The sequence below is a fragment of the Paenibacillus sp. LX16 genome, from assembly GCF_036252815.1.
Classification (GTDB): Bacteria; Bacillota; Bacilli; order Paenibacillales; family Paenibacillaceae; genus Paenibacillus; species Paenibacillus polymyxa_B.
Genome location: NZ_CP141152.1, coordinates 2,600,433 through 2,620,864, shown reverse-complemented (window position 1 = coordinate 2,620,864; position 20,432 = coordinate 2,600,433). Strand labels below are relative to the sequence as shown.

Sequence of the window (20,432 nt, the reverse complement as noted above, 5' to 3'; positions counted from 1 at the left end):
ATATTATGGAAATTTCACAGGGAGTAGAAATGCTTCAGCTAGATTTTCATGGGAATAGGATTCACCCTATTCTTTTGTGGGATCGAGAAATGGCTGTATTAATAGATACAGGATTTCCCGGGCAAATTGAAGATTTACGCGTGGCTATGGAAAAGGTAGGCGTGTCGTTTGACCAACTAAAAGCTGTGATTTTGACGCATCAAGATGTGGATCATATAGGAAGTCTTCCTGAGATTTTGCAGGAGTGTGGCAGTCATATTAAAGTCTATGCACACGAACTGGATAAGCCGTATATTCAGGGGGAGATCCCTCTTTTAAAAGATGGTCACCTTGAGAACCCCCCGAAGGGCAAAGTGGACGCTACCTTAATAGATGGTCACGAACTGGCGTTTTGCGGCAGAATTCGCGTCATCCATACGCCTGGGCATACCCCTGGTCATATCAGCCTTTATTTAAGGCAAAGTAAGACTCTTATTGCCGGGGATTCGATGTACAGTGTAAATGGGATTCTCGCGGGAATTCATGTCCCAACCACACCCGATATAAAAGCAGCTCATCTCTCAATGAAAAAGTATTTGGATCTCGACATTGCATCCGTAGTTTGTTATCACGGGGGATTAAGTAATGTACATGTTAATGATCAGATATTAGAACTTACCCAAGGATTATAAAGTTAAAGTTCCAGCAAGCTACCTTTTGGTGAAACGATGTTGTTAGCGTAGAAGAATTGAACCAGTGCTTCAATTCTTCTACTGTTTCCTCCCTTCGACCCCTTCTTTAAAGCTTATTCCTGCAACCCATAATCCACGCGTGCTAACTTGTATATGGATCAGACTTTAACTGATTAAAAATATATTCTTGCATTTGATCTAAAAGAAGAATGATGTTAGCATCTTTTCCATTTTTTAAAACCCACTGAATAGACATCATTGAGTTAGCAGCATATAGTTCTGCTAAATACTCCAATGCGATCGAAGTTGAAGAATTCTGTTGCTTTAAATAATCTAAGCAAGTCCTAAACAAAATTTGTTCAAATTCCTTACGTAGATCTGCTGTTACTTCATGAACGGCTAACAATGTTGAAATTTCGAGCTTATTTTTAATCATTTTATCGGTTACAAGTTCTATGGCATTTGCCACCTTGCCATCTTCGATGGGATCAAAACGCTGCTCAATTTCAACTTTAAAATCAGAAGCATACTGTTTAACTATTTTTTCTAGCAAGTCGTACTTATCCAAATAATGACTATAAAAAGTAGAACGTCCGATAAGAGATTGATCACAAATTTTTTTGATCGTAATATCTTTAAAATCATGTTGTTGGAGTAATTCTATTAAAGCTCGCTCAATAGCTATTTTTGTTTTATAAATTCTGATATCTTCATTCATTTAACCACTTGCTCCTTATGTGTAAGTTTTCGAACACTTCATATATAACATATAAGATATCTTACAGATTATGCGATACTAATTATTTTTTATGTAGTAACTATACTCTATAGTAAGCACATACCCAAATTGAAGGAGGAAAATATATGTTTAAATCATATGTCAATAATGAACAATTCAATCTTCAAATTAATCGTTTTATCAATGATTATTATCAAGAAGATGATCGAGCACAAGCTGACTTGGAAAAAATGATTCCGAAATTAAAAGACACCCATAGCTGGTATGAAGCTTGGCTCAATTTTGCAAAGAAACGCGAAGACAGCAAGGACTTTGACTTAGCCTCAGTCTACTATCAAGCTGCAGAATTTTATCTTGCAACTACAGACCCCAATAAAGAAAAAATGTATCAAAAATATAGAGAAACATTCTATAAAGGCTTTCATGATTTTGATTATGAATCCTACAAGATTCCCTATGAAGATTCCTATCTTCCTGCTGTAAAATTGTTGGCGCCTGGAGCTACGAAAACATTACTTGTCTTTGGTGGCTATGATTCTTACATGGAAGAGATGCTTAAAATGATGAAATTCATGAAGGGAATTCATTACAATATTATTGTATTTGATGGTCCAGGCCAAGGAACTGCATTAAAAAACGGTCTAAAATTCATTCATAACTGGGAAAAGCCCATATCAACGGTGATTGATTATTTCAAATTAGATCGTGTAAGTCTCGTAGGTGCTTCTTGGGGAGGGTATTTAGCTATGCGTGCGGCAGCCTTCGAAAAGAGAATCGATAAAGTAGTTGCTTTTAACATTTTCTATTGTGGTTTAGACGCCTTAAAAATGGGCATGCCAGAAGAAACGTATCAGAGCATAATGCAGCTAGTCGATCGTAATGAAGTAGATCAAGTGAATTCATTATTCGAACAGATGATGACTCACAATATTGATTTGCATTGGAAGATTACCAAAGGGATGGAAAACACCGGTGAAGCAACGCCTTTTGATCTCATTAAAAATTTCGAAAAGCACACGATGCAAGGCATAGGGGCATTCATTAATCAAGATGTTCTTTTATTAGCTGGAGAAGATGATCAATACGTACCTATTAGCCGACTCGCACAAATCCAACAAGAATTAATCAATACTGCGTCCATTACAACCAAAGTATTTACTAAAGAAACAGGTGGTGAACAACACTGCCAAGCAGGTCACAGGGAATTAGCCTTTAATGAAATGAAGAAATTCCTATAACAGCTACAAAATATAGTGTTCATCCGCAACATGTTCATCAATAGTAGTAGTTTCATAGTTTAAGCGTTATTTTTCCAAGCAAGTAAAAACCGACTCCAATTATGGGGTCGGTTAAGTTCAATTAATTTTTCCCGTTACTCAAGGAAAAGGTCCATAATTTTGTTAAAACAGTTGATCCATATTTCTTTTGAAAAGTCTCTAAAATCATGTGGCCCGCATTGCTTTAGATAATTTAGTACTTTTATGGACATTTTACTTTATCGCGCTTGTCGATCTCAAAAAACTTCATCCGATAATGGAGTCGGTCTACGCGAGTTAGAGCTGGTGTGATCACTTTCCCTTAACTAATTGATTCGTTGTCATGAGCTCACCTCTTTCATTTTGAGATATGACAACTTTTATTTTTTGTATTCAACTGATGGAAATATTTATTATTTAATGCATTGAAAAATAAATATTTATATAAATTAAATCACGTTTTTATAATCTTACATCAATTTATTCAAAATCAATACTGCATTTTGGTGAATTTTAAATAAATTTTCATTGTCTAAATAATTCTCCAAAACAACAACTGCACTTTCGAGATTTACTTTTGTTTGTTTATATTCTTTAAGAGTAAAATAAGTACTGCCTATATAAAAAAATATTTCACCAACACGGGGATGAGTTTCACCGAACTTTTTCTGACATATTCTCAATGCTTTCGAATAATATTTTATTGCTGTATTCTTTTCATTAACACGCGTTAGTAATCCAGCATAGTTAATACAATCAATTGCTACTTCTACACTCAACTCTCCGTATATTATTGTATCTATCCTAAGCCCTTTCTCATAATACAACCTAGCTTCTTTATAATAAATTGGATTTACCAAACCTTTTTCAAAAAACACTTTACCCAAGTTAATATAGGTAGTAGCAAAGTCCGGATACTCTTCAGAATCATATATATGAAGTTTGATTTCGATTGATTTTCGTAGCGAATCCTCTGCTTCTTCTAACTCATTTAGCTCTAAATGGGCCCATCCTAAATTATTTAGAAATTTTGCCATTTCTGGGTGAGGTTCCAGATAAACTATTTCTCCAATAATGACGGATTTTATAAAGAAATCTTTTGCAATCTCAAAATCATTAATCTCCATGTAGGCTAATCCAATATTACTGTATGTCTTAGCGATACTAAGATGGTTTTCGCCATAGATACTAAGTATAGTTTCTAAAGCTTCATTAAAAAATGTCATTGCTTCGTCTATTTTAAACATTTTAATTAAAATTAATCCTATGTTATTCAGAACAGTTTCTTTGTGAGGATTTCTATCTAAATATCTATGTTCAGAAATTCTTAAAGATTCCTTGTAATATTTAATGGCGTTATCATAATGATCAAATTTCTGTAAAATGTCTGCATAATTATTATACAAATTTGAAAGCCCATAATAATTATCTCCATAAATTTCCTTTGTTCTTTCAATAGTCCAAGTAATTACTTTACTTGCTTCGTCATATTTACCTAATGCCGTTAAAGTAGATCCGATATTATTATATATAGTTAATATAATTTTCTCATCAACATTATTTGCATTATATATTTCTATGCATTTTCGAAAGTATTTATAAGCCTCATAGTTTTTTCCCAAATGGTTATAGTTAACCGCTAAATTATTATAGCTGTTTACTAAGTCAAGCGCGTTATGTCCATAAATATCTTGACCTAAATATAAGGATTTTTGATAGAGCTCAATAGACTTATTTAAATGACCTTGTTGTTCATATGCATAAGCAAGCTCGTTATAAATAATTGATAAAAAAATAGAAAATCTAACATCATACTTTTGAATAACTTTCATTTCATTTATCATCTGCTCCATTAAATATACTGATTTATTTAATGTATCTATAGCTTCCTTAAACATTACATTCTCTCGAGAAAGGAATTTCCCGCATATAAATAATAATTCTATATAAGTGTTGATAAAAGCCTCCTCGTTTTCTAGGAAACCAGCAACTTTATAATAATGTGGTATTAATAAATTAGTTTCTTCTAGATATTTTTTATTATCATTGTGTGTATATCGACAGCAGAAAAGCAATCCCCTTGAAAGCTCTCCTAATATGTAATGTTTATCATTAATTTCCAATTCATCGCGAGTTACCAACTGAACAAGCGTATGAATAGTTATCCCCTCACCATGTAAAGTTATTAATGAAAAATTTGTTAGCCAACCTATAACTGTACCTGCACTATCCTCATATTGTGAATCTTTTCCTATAAAGTCAATTAACAATCTTAGTTGTTCAATAGGAAACATGGATGTTGATATAAAAGCGAGCCATTGTATAACTTTTCCTGCAAGTGGAGCACATTCTTGTATAGTATTAAAAGTCTTTTTCCAAACCGTAGATATTACAAAATCATAGTCTATTGACATACTTTTCTTTCCGATAGGGCTAGAAGTAGATAGTAGATACTTTCTATTTTTTTCAATTTTAAAGTTTTCCAAATATCTCTTAACTGTTGACTTAGCCATTCTTATATAAGAACCCGCTTGAACTAAAGCAAGTGGTAAGTGACCTAGCTCATGAGAGAGTTCTTGTAGGGCCTCATCTTCATCATTAACTAAGGTATAACATCTCAATAAATCGAATGATTCATCTTCAGATAACTCATCTAATACTATGGATAAGTCGATATTGAACCAATGATCACTTTGAGAGGTGATAATAACATCTCCGTTACCATTTATCGGAATATATTCACAAGTAATATCCTCATCTGTAGCATTATCAAAAACTAGCAACCATCTATATTTATATGAATTACTTTTCTCTAAAAAAAGTTTAATTTTATTGACTTTATCTTCTATTTGTACCTCATCTGATGGGAATCCTAGCCTATAGTAGATTTCTGAGAAATCGGCATCAATTGTTTCCTTACTTTCTGCATTAATCCACAAAATAATAGAATAATTATGTTGATATTGAAATGTATACTCTAAGGCAATTTGTGTCTTTCCTTTTCCAGCTAAACCTTTAATTACGATTGTATTTACTCCATTTTTATTTAATAAAAAATCACTAATGGCATTTATATAATCAACTCTACCAATAAAGTTTTTATTTTTATGTAGCCTAATATATTTAAATTCAGATTCGTATACAACCGAGTAATCGTTAGAATAGTCCCCAATTATCATTTTAATTTGATCTTCTTCTAAATTAATAAAAATTTCCTCTAGGTCCTTAGCAAGGAATGGTTTGCATTCTACTTGGTATGTAGCCTCAATATCTTTTAACGCAAGTTCAATATCTGGATATGTTGCTTTATATTTATCATTCAATACATAATAAAATCTTTTTAAATTTTCCCAATTTTTATATAGTCCTTCGAAATCTTGGTAGAGTTTTTTTATACTAAATTTTATTTTAGATTCAAGATTCTCAGGGGCATATACTTGATAATAAAATCCCTTCACGTCATCATAACCATCGTTTTTTTTATCTCTTTTCGAACCTTGCGGTCTTACAGGTCTAAAATTTTTATTTGAATAAATCATAATTTTTGAAAACAAATCTTCATAACTTTGTCCATCCGATAAGTAAACTTTATTTTGAAATAATTTTCTGATTATCATTTTATCCGTACTACTTTTCATTTTTAACCCACCTTCAAATTCAATATAATTATCTTCATATTGTACACTACCTATTGCATCAACAATAACACTTAGATGTGAACCTTTAATGTTAGGCTATTCCCCATGGTTTAGAGAATAGACTTGTTCTTTTCTTACTGTATTAACCGCTTCCTCACTCCTAGTAGAGTAGTTCATTAGATTATGTACATGTTGAAGCAAACACGCTGAGTTTTTCTTGGCTTTTCTATTGAACACATTCTTCGTTGTAATGGGGCAATGCTACTTTCCGTTTTAAGATTTATTTAATATATACAAAGATAGTATGAGTTTATAAAATTGAAAAAACGTTCTGAATATCTTAATTATAGTACATAAAAATCCTCCAAGTTTTAGAACTTTTCTAAGAATTACTCCCCAAAATGTTTAATATGCAAATAATTAAGTAACACAAACATATATCCGAACTGATATATGTCAGCACATTCGAAACTCATAATATTCTGGCATATACTTCGTATTATTTTCAAGATCATACTCGTTAAAAGTGCTTTACCCCATCACCACATAGTTTCATTCATAAATTGCTCACCAAACGAAGCACGTAATCATCTCGTTCACGTCTTTCATACTCTAAACCTTAATGAAATCCTTCGACTAAATAGCGAAATATTCGCTAATAATAAATAACGATTATTTCGCTGGGATATTCTTGGTTTGGAGGTGAGAAAATGTACCAAAGAATCCGAGATTTGCGTGAAGATAGAGATTTGACTCAAACTCAAATAGCTGAATATTTGAATTGTAGTCAGCGAATATATAGCAATTACGAACGCGGTGATGTTGATATTCCTACGAGGATTTTAATCAAACTAGCTGATTTCCATAACACAAGCACAGATTACTTGTTAAACAGAACGAAACAAAAAGAGCCTTACCCAGCAAGTTAGCTCCTTTTAGAAATAAAAAAGGTAACTCCGCATGAAGGAGCTACCTTTCAAAATTTTTTATAATCGACTACTCATTCTTCTGAACCGCCTATATTAAACCTTCTTTCCCGTCAAATACTTCGATCATCATTAATGCTCCCATTTTATAACCCTCAATATAAGCTGAAGCGGACAATAAGGAAATTAAAACATCATGTAAATCCGAAAGTTCTTCAATTAATTTGTAATCCTGTTCTGGCAATTTTGTTTTGAGGACTTCCTCAGCATCGGCTATTCTCTGAGAGACCAGTTCGAACTCAGTGTCTTTCGATTTAATTCGTTCACTTGGGTTACATTTTCCGTAATAAAAGTTCTCCAAGATACTCATGATCTACTCCTTCTTGATATGTATTATTAACCCTCTGACTAATTTTAGCGAAATATTCGCTAAAAATCAATAGCGATTATTTCGCTAAGATATTCTTGTTTAGAGGTGAACAAGATGTATCAACGGATTCGAGATTTGCGCGAAGATAAAGATTTAACTCAAACTCAAATGGCCGAGTATCTGAATTGTAGCCAGCGGATATACAGCAACTATGAACGCGGTGATATAGACATTCCAACGGAGATTTTAATTAGACTGGCCAATTTCCACCAAACAAGCACAGACTATTTATTAAATAGAACAAACCAAAAAAAGCCCTACCCCTCAGGATAGAGTTCTAAAATCATCATGACATCTCACATATGAGCATTTTCCGCTACAAAATTATCTGATCCTATTGTTCGGTCGGCATCTTCCGTTCAAGCAACAATTTCATCTTGATATCCAATGGGTAAGGGAACCGCCATAAATGGGGCTCCCTTTTTTTAATAAAATAACATGAATATTTAGAATAGCTCATTTATTAAGCAATTTTTTTGTTACCCAAGTTATAGCTGCATTATTGACATCTTCACCCTGGCCTCCGTGAGGTGCTTTAGAGTTAGACATAAAAATATTTTCTACTCCAGTATGGTTAAGAGCATCTCTAAGTCTCCAACTTTGTTGAATAGATACTAAACTGTCACGTCCTCCATGTGCAATAAACATTGGTGGATCATCTGAAGATACATAATTTATAGGACTTGCCAATTCTGCCAACTTTACTTTTTCCCAATAAGGAGAATTGGTTTGTTTTTTATCCCGAATATCTCTCAGGACTGCCACACCTTGTCCTTCTTTATCAAATCCAAGAAGTTTGGCTTCAGCTGCTCGTGGAGAGTCATGTGTTTCGGCTGCCTCCTCAGGAGATTGCAGGGTTGGGTCCATCTCAGGTCCCATGGTAAACATATCTGTTGGACCGTAAAAATCAACTGCAGCCATTACTTTGCTTGAATACTCAAGATTGCCCCCAACATCACCTTCAAGCTCTTTTATATCACTGGTAACAGCGAGTTCGGTAGCCAGATGTCCACCTGCAGAATTTCCTGCAACTGCAATTTTTTCTGGATCAATACCGTATTCCTTGGCATGTGCACGCAGATATCTGATACTGCCCTTAACATCATACATTGGAGCCGGGAAAATAGCTTCGCCACTTAGCCGATAATCTATGGAAACGAAAGTGATTTTATCCTCTAATACTTTTTTAAAAACTTGGTATGCTGAATCTGTAGCCACTTGATCTGTGGCTCTACCTGTCATTTGTGCTGGTCGATTTGGTGGTGCGGCTGTTTCCTTTTTTGCATCTTTAGGAGCATCATCGCCCTGATAGTCCCCTATAAGCCATCCTCCTCCATGAATATACACCAAGACAGGAGTTGCTTCGGTTACACCCTCCGGCTTGAAGATGTTCATTTTTAACTCTTTTTTCTTTCCATCGTCATTAGTTACGGTTGCATACACCACATCTTTATAAGTAGGAGCCATACTAATAACATCTGTAGGAGGACTTTCAGCTGCTGCGAAACTTTCCTTTTGTGTGGCAAAAACCAATGTTGCTAAAAGTGCGAAGGATACAATTCTTAGTTTTTTATTCATACTCTCTCTCCTTGAATATATTATTGATACTGGTCTGGAATCATTTGATCTGAATTAGGATTCTCACTTTTTTTCATTCTCGCATTCTATCAGGTTATCTAAAGTTCTTATTAAGAAACTTTGATACAATGCTATTTCATCCTCGCTAAATCCCTTGTAAAAAATCTCTCCGACTTCATCAATAATTTTTTTGTTCAATTCCACTAGATTTTCATTTCTATTCACTACTTTAACTATTGTTTTCCGTTTGTCTGTTTGGCAAGGCATAAAACTGATATGTCCTGCTTTTTCCAACTTAGTTAATATACTCGTTAAAGTTGACTTTTGAAGATTGGTAATCCTTGAGATTTCATGTATAGGTATTTCGTCTTTTGTCCAAAGATAAAACAAAATCCTTGCTTGTGTTGCTGTTAAAGTATCAACCTCAGATTCCCTGTGTTTTCTTGAAACTATTCTAGCCAGCAATGCATCTATTGATGCTGATAAAAAAACAGATCTTCCTTTTAAAATTCTCATTTTGCACCTCCATTTTTTCAACATGTTTTTTTGAATGCTTGCATTTATTATCTCTTGCGACCTGTAGATCACCCCAATTAATAGTAGTAAGTACGGCTCAACAAACATTAGGCATTCACTACAGCGAGGAAGCTGTTTTATTGGGATGCATGGATGGTTAAAATTTGAACAGAGATCTTAATTAAATACTCTTCATAACCTCTAACTGAAAGATCATCTAACAAAACATCCTCATAAAAAAATCCCTGTAATTCTATGCTCTTATCTTTAGCATAATTTATTATTCGATCATAAGTGTCACATACGCTCGAGTATCCTTCTGTATGGTACGCGATTAAATATGTTCCTTTTTCTCGCTTAAAATTTGAATAATTTGATTTTTTACTAACTCTAGTAAAAAGATAATCATAATTGAATGTTTCATTTGCTAAGACTCTTTTAGTATCTCTCATCCAGCCTACTGTATGGGAAGCATCAATACTATAAATGTTCAAGTACTTTTCGTGTTTTATCATAGAATCGTAAATGCTTTTATCATTTGTGTAAGGATCAGCCTCTGTTACTACTAAAAACTCCTCCTTTTTTTCCTCAATAATAATATCAGTTGAAATGATCTCAGTTGCTGCTTGGGTAATTCGTTTCTTCTCTGATATTATACTTTTCATTTTTTGCAGTTGTTTAATTTTTGAATTCAGCATTGCCTCTTCTTTCCCAAGTAGGACAATGAGCTCCTGAGGTGACCTTTTATTTAAATACTCTTTCATCTCTTTTAATGGCATTTCTAATTCTTTAAGTATTGAAATCACTTTAAAAACATCAATTTGATTAATCGAATAATATCTATACCCATTTTCAGCTTTAAATTCAGGAGAAAGAATTCCAAGTCGATCATAGTGAAATAAAGTATCCTTGCTAATACCCATCACTTTTGCAAATTGTCCTGACGTTAAATGAGTTTGAACATTATTCTCCATGAAATCCCTCCTTGACTATGGTGTTACACCACACTTTATTATAACCAAGTAACCTTCAAATAGCAGTAGACCATGAGGAGTATCTAATCGAATTGCAGCGGATATTACGAAGAAGGCTACTTGGCAATTTAGTAATACCTAAATAATTAATCTTGGGAGGATATAAGGAAATGAAAGTTCTAGTTACAGGAGCAACAGGCAGTGTGGGAAGTCATATGGTTGAACAACTACTTGCAAAAGATATAGAAGTAAAGGCATTATCGAGGAAGGAAAGCAACTTGCCTAAAGGAGCACAAGTAGTTCTAGGTGATCTTGATATTCCCGAAACTATAAAAGCACATCTCCAAACTATAAATAGCTTGTTTCTGATCACTCAGAGTGAACAAACGGACGAAAAATTTATAAAAAACAAAAGAATTATTCAGATGGCAAAACAAGCTAATGTTGCAAGAATTGTAGCCCTGATAGATTTTGAAGGGAACCCAATTGAGGACTTTATTAAAAATAGCGGAATGGACTTTATTAAAGCCAGTGGAATTTATGAAAAATTCACTTTACAGTGGTTGGACAGAATCAATCCAAAAAGAAGGACTTATTCGTACAGCTTTCCCCGATAGTTTAAGCGCTAGAATTCATGAAGCTGATATCGCTGATGTCGCAGTAAAGGCACTAACAGAAGAAGGCCATGATAAGCGGACATATGATTTGACAGGACCAGAAGCATTGTCTCCAAGAAGTATGGTTAAACAAATTTCTGTAGTTATAGATAAATACATTGATCTTGTTGAAATTACAGAAGAACAAGTAAAACAAGATTGGAAAAGCAAAGGCTATGACAATGAATTTATTGAATACTTTATTATAGAGATGGGGAAAAACCCTCCTAAATGAGCCTATACAGTTCTACCGACAGTAGAACAAGTTACAGGCAAGCCAACCAGAACATTTACTCAATGGGTTATTGAAAACAAGCATTATTTTGTATAACCCCTTATGTGTTTTGCTAATTACCTAACGGAAAACGTTAGTTGAACGGGGAAAAGCGAAGAAAAAAACGATAGGTCATGTTTCCTGCAAGATAGCCCATTTCCCTAAGCACAACACTACATTATACTGAGCCAAGTAATAGAAACAGCAGCAGCCATGGGCGAAAAATAAAGTCTTAGACTGCCACTGTTTTATTCAACTATCCTACACATCAGTTGACTTAATTGGGTATCGAAGTGTGATTTGAGATAGAATCGATTATTAAATCCCAGTCGTCATAGTGAAGCTCATGCCCGGCACCTTCCAATGTCAGTAAAACTGCACATGGAATTTCGTTAGCAAGATTTATTCCGTGTTCATAAGGGATAATCGGATCTTCAGTACCGTGAATCACCAGAGCAGGGATGGTTATTTCCCCTGTCCTAGCAAGATAGGATTCTCCACCTGACAGCATTGCGTGATTGCTCATACTGGCTATATTGTTGCTTCTTTTCCATTCTTCTTTTGCTAATTTATAAACTTTATTCTCATCGAAAGCGTGTTTTGAACCTACTAGAATTCTTGATCTACCTATCACAAAATCGACCACCGATTGTTCGTTCGTCCAATCTATTGCTCCCATATTCGAGAAATAGTCCATAACCTTTTCCTTCATCGGTGGAAGATCGGGAGCAAAATTGGACGTTGCTAAAAGGGTAATGGTTAGAACTCTGCCTGGATGTCGCAGAGCTATCATTTGAGTCAGCATGCCGCCCATGGACATCCCTACGATATGCGCTTGCTCAATCTTATAAGCATCCAATACTCGAATAGCATCATCAGCCATGTCTTCGAAAGTATAGTCTGGTTGCCCAGGTTCATAGGTTGTAGAACGTCCAACATCTCGGTTATCATAGCGAATGACAAAGCGACCTGTATCTGCTAAACGCTGGCAGAATTCTTCCTCCCACCAGATCAGTGAGGATTGAGCCCCCATAATCAGTAATATTGCCGGGTTAACTCGCTTTCCGAAACTGTCAGTACAAATTTCTATTCCATCGCTTTTTATGAGTTGTTCGTTCATGTAGAATTCCTCCCCTCAATGATATAGGTATTGTACCCTTCGTAGTCACCCTTCGGCTAGTCCTGACTAGGCCCAGCTATAGATTTTAGTGTTTTCCGTAGTCAAACGGATGTTTTAACAAAATAAAAGTCCCCCTATGTAATTACTTCTACTTTGCGGGTGGTATCAGCTTCGCTGGTACTTTCCCTGATAACGTATTTGTCCTCATCATACAAAGCCTTCAAGAAAGAGAATAGACACACAATTGGCTTCTTTCACGCTGTTTGCTATATCAAAATTCCCCTTATCCAAGACTGCTTTTATATGTTTCAGCGCAAGGGCTTGCAGATGCTTTTCGTCTTCGAAGCGCTAACTCTCTCTTCGTTCCTCTGATCCTAATCGCATGGGCAATGGTTCATTCTATTTGGCCAAATATGCAATTTTTAATCAAGTTTTTTCAGTATGGCCTTTTTACGCCATGATTTTCGGTATCGTGTTTCCTATTGTGCTATGGCTGGTGGGTAAGGTAGGCGGCTCGTTGAAATTACGTAAAAAGTATCACTAAAATTGCGTTGGCCGTAATGAACATACTGTCCTCAAATAAACTTTCGTTGTATCCATCATTTCAACTTAGAAAGAAGCAACTCCAGTTCCTCCTTCTCAAGATGTCTCCATTGCCCACGGTCCAGATGATCCAAGGTAATATTCATAATTCGAACACGCTCCAGCTTTAGCACCCTGTAACCCAAAGCCTTGCACATTCTGCGAATTTGCAGGTTTAGACCCTGTGTCAAAATAATGCGGAACTCGTACTCGCTTGTACGATCAACCTTGCATGGTTTGGTAATGACGTTCAATATTTCAACGCCGCGAGACATGGTCTGTGTAAATTCATCTGTAACAGGCTTGTCTACCGTCACCACATATTCCTTCTCATGACCATGCTCGGAACGCATCATTTGATTGACAATGCTTCCATCGTTGGTTAATAGAATGAGTCCCTCTGACGCTTTGTCCAGCCTGCCGATGGCAAAAATCCGCGAAGGATAGTTAACATAACTAATAATATTACCTGCCACCTGTTCCGCTGCGGTACAAACAATGCCTATAGGCTTATTCAGAGCCAAATATACAGGTTCACTGGAATTAAGCGGAATAGCTTCTCCATCAATCAGCACGATATCCTGTGGCTCTACTTCCGCGCCCGCTTCACAAACATTTCCATTAATCGTAATTCGTCCTGCTGCAATCAGCCTGTTGGTTTCCCGACGTGAGCAAAATCCTGTCTCACTTATGTACTTGTTAATTCTCACGATCCACCTGCTTCTGATTATAATATGCGAGTTTAAGGAAAATAATTAAAAAACACCTGATTGTTCTTGCTTAATCAGATGTTCGACGTTTACGACAACTTATACTTTCCCGGCTGATTTGCTACTGTTGCCGCCGCTTTTATTCCTTGTTGGTTTGGCAGCGCCGCCTTTTGTGCCACCTGCCGCTTTGCTTCCCGGAGCGCTTGTAGAAGCGCTTTTTGTCCTTACTGGCTTCGCAGTTTTGTTCCAGCGTGTCCAGCCCTTACTACCTGTACCTCTGCCGGTCCCGCCGCCCTTGCTTTTTCCACCCATATGATCACTCCATTACTAGTCGTTCAGATTTAACTAAGCTATCATACCATTACTTTGATCATAATGCCCATTTGTTTTAAAAATTGAACATGTTAAGCCGCAAATACTTTCGCAAAACGGATCTTATTGTATTTTTGTTTGTATGCAGGTAAATAATGAAATAAGGTCGTATAGTATGGAAAAATAATGATTCTTGAAGGAGTGAAACACATGTCTGTTGATGTTTATCTTAACTTTAATGGAAACTGTCGTGAAGCAGCGGAGTTTTACGCAGATACTTTTGGGACTGAGAAACCACAAATCATGACGTTTGGTGAAGCACCGCCCAATCCCGATTATCCTCTACCAGAAGAAGCCAAAAATTTGGTCATGCATACTCGGCTTCAAATTGATGGTAGTAATGTCATGTTTTCAGACGTTTTTCCTGGTATGCCTTTCGTAGCCGGAAACAACATCAGCCTCGCCATCGTCAATAAGGACGAAGAGAAAATTCGATCGTACTTTCATAAGTTAAAAGAAGGAGGAACCGTAAGCATGGAACTTCAAGAAACATTCTGGAGTAAATGTTACGGTAGCCTTAAAGATAAATTCGGAATTGAGTGGCAATTGAGCTATGACATTGAAGAATCGCCCAAAGAACAATAAAAAAACGTTAACCCAGCCATATTTTGCATGGATATGGGTTAGCGTCTCTTCATTTATCGTGCATTTAACTGGCTTTTGACAGCAAGTAAAGGAAATAAGGGGTGACCAGTATGGTGATAATAATTCCGGTTGGAATATCTGCCCCAAAACTGATCGTCCGAGTAATTGTGTCAGCAATCAAAATGACGAGTGCACCAACTAATGCCGTCGTAGGTAGCAATAGCTTATGATTGGGCCCTACTAGCTTGCGCGCTAGATGGGGGCTGACCATGCCTACAAAAAAGAAATTTCCGCCAAGTGCCACGCTACCTGAAGCAAGCGCAACGGCAGCAATCGTCAAGCCGATAAACTCCCTTTTAATTGCTACGCCGAGCCCCGATGCTGTCTGATTTCCCAAATTCAACGTATTGAGTGTGTTCGACCTGTAAAAAACGTAAAAACAGATGATAAGTACCCACGGGAGCAGCACCATAATATAGCTCCAGTCGTCCCCCCACAGGTCTCCAGCCTGCCATCTCAAAGCAAAGTCATACTGTTGCTTATCTAGCCGGAGTGTCAACATCAGAGATAATGCGCTGTAGCCACTGCCCATAGCGACACCGGTTAAAATTAAGCCTGTAGGCGAGATGTCTCTTCCCCGCCTGAAAGCAAACATAAAAATCAAAAATGCTGCCGTAAGGCCGCCTGCAAAAGCCAGCCCAGGAAGAAGAATAGGCGATAGCAATCCTTCACTAGCGAACAACGTAATATACATAAGTACAAATAACCCTGAGCCTGAGCTGATGCCGAGTGTTCCCGGACTGGCCATGTCGTTTTTGAGCAAGCTCTGCATAATACAGCCTGATATCCCCATGCCAATACCTACCAATATAGAAAGCACAATACGTGGCAGTCGAAAGTCAAACACGATCAGGTTCTGTTTGCTCGTTCCTTCGCCCATGATGACCTTGAAAACTTCGAGTGGAGAAAGGTTCATTTTCCCAACATTCATACTGAGTACAGCCACTAGCAGCGTCAGCACTACTAACAGTAAAATAATGCTAATCCCCCTGGTATTACGGGACAGTTTCAACTAAACTCCCTCCTCTGCTTGCGCACAAGGTAGAGAAAATAGGGTACACCCACCAAGGCAAAAATAATGCCAAGGGGCGTTTCGTGAGGGCGATTGATCAGTCGTCCGAGTAAATCCGCCGCCAACAGAAAGACTGCTCCATACAAAGCTGAGGCCGGGATAATATATCGATAATCCGTTCCGACCAGATGGCGCATAATGTGTGGCACGATCAAACCCACGAAGCCAACAGGACCGACCACAATAACCGATAACCCCGTTAAAATTAATACAATTAAGGTTGAAAACAGCTTAATCCTATTGGCACGAATGCCCAAGCCTGATGCTACATCCTCCCCGAAGCTCAGAATTGTAATCGAGGGAGAAAGCGCAATGGCACAGACCAAACCCACTACAAACAGTGGCGCAATGAAAGCTAATTCACCCCACTTGGCACTGGCTGTACCACCAGCAGACCAGTAATCAAGGGCTTGGCCAATCTCATACTTAATAGCGATAAACGTACTAAACGCACCAAAAAGCATGGAGATGGACATTCCTGCCAGCACCAGTCGCTGAGGCGTCATGCCTCGCTTGCCTATAGATGCGATGTAATACGTAATGCCTGTAGTAATTGCTGCACCTAGGCAAGAATACAGCATGGTTTCCCCGTAGGTGCGACCAGGCAAAAAGGCCATACATAACGCAATAGCAAATGTCGAGCCTGAACTTATACCAATGAGTCCCGAATCCGCTAGTGGATTACGAGTGGTTCCCTGCATAATCGCCCCACACACAGCCAAGCTGCACCCCACAATGATATCTGCCACAGTGCGCGGAAAACGCAAGGTGTGAATAATTTGATGTTCCGTAATATTGGGATCAAACTGAAATATAGCCCCCCATGCCAGCTTCAAGCTCATTTCCGCAGCACCAAAGGTAATAGATGCTGCGGTAACCACCAAGAGCAGGAACACGCCCACGATCATGTAGCTTACAAAATGAAATATTCCTTTTTTATTTGGTTCTTTGTGAGTTGACATCGATTACACCCTTAGTTGGTCAATTATGCATCGTTACTTCGTCTGTTCTAGCAATTTGCTAGTAATATAATCTAGCTGTCCCGTCATACTAGCAACGTCCGAATAATAGAACAGTCCTGCATATTTCGCTGGAATTTCGATGATATGTCCGTTTTTAACGGCTGGAATACTGCTCCAGATTTTTGTCTTCGCATATTCGGATTCCTTGCCTTCCTGCTTAAACCAAAGGACATAATCTCCAAAGTATTCAGCAGCTACCTCGTAGGATAAAGAACCTCGACTCTCTCCGGAGTTTTTAACCAATGTGTTGAGCTTTTCCGGTTTGTGAAGCCCAAGATAATTGTAAAGCAACGTTCCTCCACGTGAGCCTGTTTCATAATAAATTCCGTAGGAGCCACTGCCCCAGTCCTCGAAAATGCTAAACGTTTTGTCCTTGAATATCTCGGAATTTAGTTTTTCTTTGGCCTGACTCAACTTGCTTTCAAACAGTGAAATCACTTTGTCTGCTTCTGCTTCATGTCCTGTGGCCTGACCAAGAAATTTCAAACGTTCTAGGGAGGTCATTTTATCCTCAGGTATCACAAGAACAGGCGCAATTTTAGAGAGCTTATCATAATCCTTTGTATCATATGTAATGATGAGATCAGGATCATACTTCATAATTTCCTCAGTTTCCCACTTTTCAATATTGGGGATGTCGTTAAACTTATCGTAAAAAGGCATCGTTTCTTGCTTCCAGCCCATTACTGCCGCTGGTTTAATCCCTAGTGTAAATATATCGCCAACATACCAGTTCACGACTACCCGTCGAGGATTAGTGGGCACCTTCACGTCTCCTTTTACCGTAGAGACTGTACGCGTATCAGAATCACTACTTACCTCTTCCTTCGTGGAGGACGCGGGTTTAGCAGATGAATCAGAGGAACTGCCAGCATTCCCACAACCTGAAATAACGAAAATCATTACGAATAGCGCACATAAAATCATGTGGAATTTCTTGTTCATCATACGATGCATGTTGTAAATCTCCTTTAAATATAGTAAGTGCAAAATATACTTAAAATTAATGATACTGATAATCATTATCACTAATATAAAATTGTAAATTTTACCTCACTGATTGTCAACTGTTTCTTTAATTTTTTGTTTTACTTTAATGGGTTCTCCAGTGCTCCTCTTCTATTCGCTTCATGCCATTCCTGATAGATTCCTCCAATTTCATAAAATGCTTTGTTCATTGCAGTTGTCAGCTCCTTCATGATCTCCTTAGTATATTTTAAATGAGTATTTATGTTGTCCACTTTATATTTGCGAAGCAGATTCAGATGAGCAATGATGTGAATTGTATCTTCGATGATCCAATAAATCACATCCTCTACATCTTTCGTAAGCTTGTTCAGCATCTGTATGCCTCTTTCATACATCTGGAGCGTATAACCCCGCTTGCCCACTTGCACATACGGGCTCAGATCATCATAAAAATCCGTACGGAAAGGTCGTTGTACATATTGCTCATACTGTTCTTCATATATCGAAGTTTGTTCAAGCAGTTTAATAGTCATATCTATGATTTCCTGTTCGCTGTATATTTTTTTCATCAGATTTTCCCTTCCCTTTCTCTACTAAATAAATTCAAGTCATAGTTATATTAGATCACAAGTGATGCAATAAGAAGGAAAACTCTTTTTTTACCAACCGTTAACAATTTTGTTTGTTGCAAACGATAATTAGAATAGAGGGATTTCCCTCAATATATCCAACTGAAGGAGACAGGCGAATGAATAGAGTATGGACGAAAGCATCGGCTATTCTATTGGTAGTGATATCCCTGATGTTCAATGGAACGTACGCGCTCGCAGCTTCAGCAACATCAACGTATATTGTTACGTTTCAACAAGCAACCTTGGTATCCAACGATCACGTAGGCAACGAATGGGCCATTGCTGCCCAGGTGGCAGGTCAATCCATTAGTGAAGGTAACAGCGTAAAGGTGAAGGTCAAATCGAATGGCAGCATAAAGCTGTATGCGTACGCTGAGGAACAAGACAAAATTCCTGATGAAGGCGAAGCCACCAAAAATGTAAAGGTCTCCTCTGTTTCTGCCAAAGGTTCTACCGTTAAGCTAAAAGTGACGGTTACTGAAAACCGTGGACGTTACTCAGGTCATCAAGCCGTTTGGGAATTTGCGTATAAGATTAAGAAACAATAATAGAATGCTAAAAAAACCGTCACTCCCCAGGAGCGGCGGTCTTCGCTTTTACAAGTCGCAGTAACTGGGCACATACCATTTCGGTATATAGGTTTGAAAGTAATCATACGCTTCCAAAACCTCTTCAGCTCGTTGCACCATATCGTCTACCTCTTTTTTGCCAAATGGAATGGCCCAGTGAATCGATGAGAGCTGATTGCTTGCAATATACAGAGCCATTAATCTAAAAAATAAATCAGGTACTTTGTTATTAAAATAACCGTGGATACGGCCCGAAGCGAATAAAGGACTTAATGCTGCACACCAGGTAATTCTATTGAATTCCTCCCAAGGATCACCATAATCCATTCTATTAAAATCGATGATACCCAGTTCACCGGATGGGGTAACCACCATATTGCCCACATGATAATCCCCATGTTGAAAAGTCTGGGGACGTTTTTCTAATAGCTGACGGTTTTGCTCAATAAAGCTTATGGCTTGATCTGCTCCCTTTAGGGGAATACCGCATGACTTATAGTTTGTAATATATCTGTTGATTTTGGCATTATAATGTTCAGCCCATGGGACTCGATCTTGCTCCGCATGAATCTCATGCATTTTTTTCAATGCATCTCCTGCTTGAACTCCGAGTCGATACTGTTGTGCTGCGGTTAACGTGGGAATAATCTCTTCAGCATCTTTCCCGTCGATCCAGGTGAACAGGGAATACACAGATTGACCATTATTACAAAGCCCAAATCCAAGCGGCCGGGACATGAACAGACTCTCCACGTGATTCAGCTTTTTCACAGCTTCAAACTCGCGTTTCCTTTTATCATAATGAGTCATATCCGCCATTCTTAACAGCAAGTCCTTACCGCCAGTGGTTTGAATATAATATTTTTTGTCACTGGACCAGCCTTTATGAATCTCTTCCACGTTGCTCCACCTGCTGGCACCCGGTATTTCACTAAAGAGTTGATTCACGCTCATCCCCCCACGTTAAAATAACCTTACTTACTATATATGCTTTCCATAGTTTACCTTTGTAATGACAGAGGAATCAATCTTCTTCCAGGAAAAACTCAAATAAAAAAGGCTGAAAAGACAATCTGTCTCA

The 20,432-nt window shown here is 37.5% G+C and carries 22 protein-coding genes; 8 read left to right on the top strand and 14 right to left on the bottom strand.

What is annotated here, in order from left to right:
* Positions 1-5: 5 nt before the first annotated feature.
* Positions 6-671 (top strand): MBL fold metallo-hydrolase, encoded by a 666-nt coding sequence (locus T3H97_RS11830; protein WP_328802628.1) that lies wholly within the window; start codon positions 6-8, stop codon positions 669-671.
* A gap of 142 nt (positions 672-813) precedes the next feature.
* On the opposite strand, the gene T3H97_RS11825 is transcribed toward T3H97_RS11830, so the two are convergent.
* Positions 814-1,389, bottom strand: coding sequence for a TetR/AcrR family transcriptional regulator (locus tag T3H97_RS11825; protein ID WP_328802627.1), 576 nt, complete (start codon positions 1,387-1,389; stop codon positions 814-816).
* Between the two features lie 146 nt (positions 1,390-1,535).
* Here T3H97_RS11825 and T3H97_RS11820 point away from each other — a divergent pair, with 146 nt between their 5' ends.
* Positions 1,536-2,648 carry an alpha/beta fold hydrolase gene (locus tag T3H97_RS11820; RefSeq protein ID WP_103047554.1) on the top strand — a complete coding sequence of 371 codons (1,113 nt, stop codon included), beginning with the start codon at positions 1,536-1,538 and terminating at the stop codon, positions 2,646-2,648.
* A gap of 488 nt (positions 2,649-3,136) precedes the next feature.
* Here the strand turns inward: T3H97_RS11820 and T3H97_RS11815 are convergent, their stop codons facing one another.
* On the bottom strand, positions 3,137-6,304 hold the full coding sequence (locus T3H97_RS11815; protein WP_328802626.1) for a tetratricopeptide repeat protein: 3,168 nt from the start codon (positions 6,302-6,304) through the stop codon (positions 3,137-3,139).
* A gap of 710 nt (positions 6,305-7,014) precedes the next feature.
* On the opposite strand from T3H97_RS11815, the gene T3H97_RS11810 reads away from it, so the two are divergent.
* Positions 7,015-7,233: a helix-turn-helix domain-containing protein gene (locus T3H97_RS11810; RefSeq protein ID WP_328802625.1), complete on the top strand. Its 219-nt coding sequence runs from the start codon at positions 7,015-7,017 to the stop codon at positions 7,231-7,233.
* A gap of 88 nt (positions 7,234-7,321) precedes the next feature.
* Here T3H97_RS11810 and T3H97_RS11805 read toward each other — a convergent pair whose 3' ends face one another.
* Positions 7,322-7,600 (bottom strand): DUF6809 family protein, encoded by a 279-nt coding sequence (locus tag T3H97_RS11805; RefSeq protein ID WP_025718958.1) that lies wholly within the window; start codon positions 7,598-7,600, stop codon positions 7,322-7,324.
* A gap of 114 nt (positions 7,601-7,714) precedes the next feature.
* Between T3H97_RS11805 and T3H97_RS11800 the strand changes: the two genes are divergently transcribed.
* Positions 7,715-7,933, top strand: a complete 219-nt coding sequence (locus T3H97_RS11800; RefSeq protein ID WP_025718959.1) for a helix-turn-helix domain-containing protein — start codon at positions 7,715-7,717, stop codon at positions 7,931-7,933.
* 183 nt (positions 7,934-8,116) lie between these two features.
* Here the strand turns inward: T3H97_RS11800 and T3H97_RS11795 are convergent, their stop codons facing one another.
* The 3 genes from T3H97_RS11795 to T3H97_RS11785 form a co-directional block, all read right to left on the bottom strand.
* Positions 8,117-9,238: an alpha/beta hydrolase gene (locus T3H97_RS11795; protein ID WP_328802624.1), complete on the bottom strand. Its 1,122-nt coding sequence runs from the start codon at positions 9,236-9,238 to the stop codon at positions 8,117-8,119.
* Between the two features lie 63 nt (positions 9,239-9,301).
* Positions 9,302-9,754 (bottom strand): MarR family winged helix-turn-helix transcriptional regulator, encoded by a 453-nt coding sequence (locus T3H97_RS11790; protein WP_328802623.1) that lies wholly within the window; start codon positions 9,752-9,754, stop codon positions 9,302-9,304.
* Positions 9,755-9,891: 137 nt separating this feature from the next.
* Positions 9,892-10,728 (bottom strand): MerR family transcriptional regulator, encoded by an 837-nt coding sequence (locus T3H97_RS11785; protein ID WP_328802622.1) that lies wholly within the window; start codon positions 10,726-10,728, stop codon positions 9,892-9,894.
* 170 nt (positions 10,729-10,898) lie between these two features.
* On the opposite strand from T3H97_RS11785, the gene T3H97_RS11780 reads away from it, so the two are divergent.
* Both T3H97_RS11780 and T3H97_RS11775 read left to right on the top strand, forming a co-directional pair.
* Positions 10,899-11,345: an SDR family oxidoreductase gene (locus T3H97_RS11780; RefSeq protein WP_328802621.1), complete on the top strand. Its 447-nt coding sequence runs from the start codon at positions 10,899-10,901 to the stop codon at positions 11,343-11,345.
* Positions 11,269-11,619: a Rossmann-fold NAD(P)-binding domain-containing protein gene (locus tag T3H97_RS11775; RefSeq protein WP_328802890.1), complete on the top strand. Its 351-nt coding sequence runs from the start codon at positions 11,269-11,271 to the stop codon at positions 11,617-11,619. The genes T3H97_RS11780 and T3H97_RS11775 overlap by 77 nt, the downstream gene beginning before the upstream one ends.
* Before the next feature lie 316 nt (positions 11,620-11,935).
* Here the strand turns inward: T3H97_RS11775 and T3H97_RS11770 are convergent, their stop codons facing one another.
* From T3H97_RS11770 to T3H97_RS11760, 3 genes are all read right to left on the bottom strand, one after another.
* The gene (locus T3H97_RS11770) at positions 11,936-12,778 is read right to left on the bottom strand and encodes an alpha/beta fold macrolide esterase (RefSeq protein ID WP_328802620.1); all 843 of its coding nucleotides are present in this window, start codon (positions 12,776-12,778) and stop codon (positions 11,936-11,938) included.
* A 599-nt stretch (positions 12,779-13,377) separates the two neighbouring features.
* Positions 13,378-14,070 (bottom strand): pseudouridine synthase, encoded by a 693-nt coding sequence (locus T3H97_RS11765; protein ID WP_328802619.1) that lies wholly within the window; start codon positions 14,068-14,070, stop codon positions 13,378-13,380.
* A 99-nt stretch (positions 14,071-14,169) separates the two neighbouring features.
* Complete coding sequence (locus T3H97_RS11760; RefSeq protein ID WP_328802618.1) at positions 14,170-14,382, bottom strand: DUF3934 family protein; 213 nt, start codon at positions 14,380-14,382, stop codon at positions 14,170-14,172.
* Positions 14,383-14,592: 210 nt separating this feature from the next.
* On the opposite strand from T3H97_RS11760, the gene T3H97_RS11755 reads away from it, so the two are divergent.
* The gene (locus T3H97_RS11755; RefSeq protein ID WP_328802617.1) at positions 14,593-15,027 is read left to right on the top strand and encodes a VOC family protein; all 435 of its coding nucleotides are present in this window, start codon (positions 14,593-14,595) and stop codon (positions 15,025-15,027) included.
* Between the two features lie 64 nt (positions 15,028-15,091).
* On the opposite strand, the gene T3H97_RS11750 is transcribed toward T3H97_RS11755, so the two are convergent.
* The 4 genes from T3H97_RS11750 to T3H97_RS11735 form a co-directional block, all read right to left on the bottom strand.
* Positions 15,092-16,099, bottom strand: a complete 1,008-nt coding sequence (locus T3H97_RS11750) for a FecCD family ABC transporter permease (RefSeq protein ID WP_328802616.1) — start codon at positions 16,097-16,099, stop codon at positions 15,092-15,094.
* The gene (locus T3H97_RS11745) at positions 16,096-17,121 is read right to left on the bottom strand and encodes a FecCD family ABC transporter permease (protein WP_190299240.1); all 1,026 of its coding nucleotides are present in this window, start codon (positions 17,119-17,121) and stop codon (positions 16,096-16,098) included. Before T3H97_RS11745 ends, T3H97_RS11750 begins: the two co-directional genes overlap by 4 nt.
* Before the next feature lie 33 nt (positions 17,122-17,154).
* Entirely contained in the window at positions 17,155-18,138 is a 984-nt protein-coding gene (locus tag T3H97_RS11740; protein WP_328802615.1) for an ABC transporter substrate-binding protein, read from the bottom strand.
* Between the two features lie 131 nt (positions 18,139-18,269).
* Entirely contained in the window at positions 18,270-18,719 is a 450-nt protein-coding gene (locus T3H97_RS11735) for an Imm63 family immunity protein (RefSeq protein WP_328802614.1), read from the bottom strand.
* Between the two features lie 179 nt (positions 18,720-18,898).
* On the opposite strand from T3H97_RS11735, the gene T3H97_RS11730 reads away from it, so the two are divergent.
* A complete protein-coding gene (locus T3H97_RS11730; protein WP_328802613.1) occupies positions 18,899-19,330 on the top strand; it encodes a hypothetical protein in 432 nt (143 codons plus the stop codon).
* 48 nt (positions 19,331-19,378) lie between these two features.
* Here T3H97_RS11730 and T3H97_RS11725 read toward each other — a convergent pair whose 3' ends face one another.
* A complete protein-coding gene (locus tag T3H97_RS11725) occupies positions 19,379-20,299 on the bottom strand; it encodes an aminoglycoside phosphotransferase family protein (protein WP_328802612.1) in 921 nt (306 codons plus the stop codon).
* Positions 20,300-20,432: the final 133 nt, after the last annotated feature.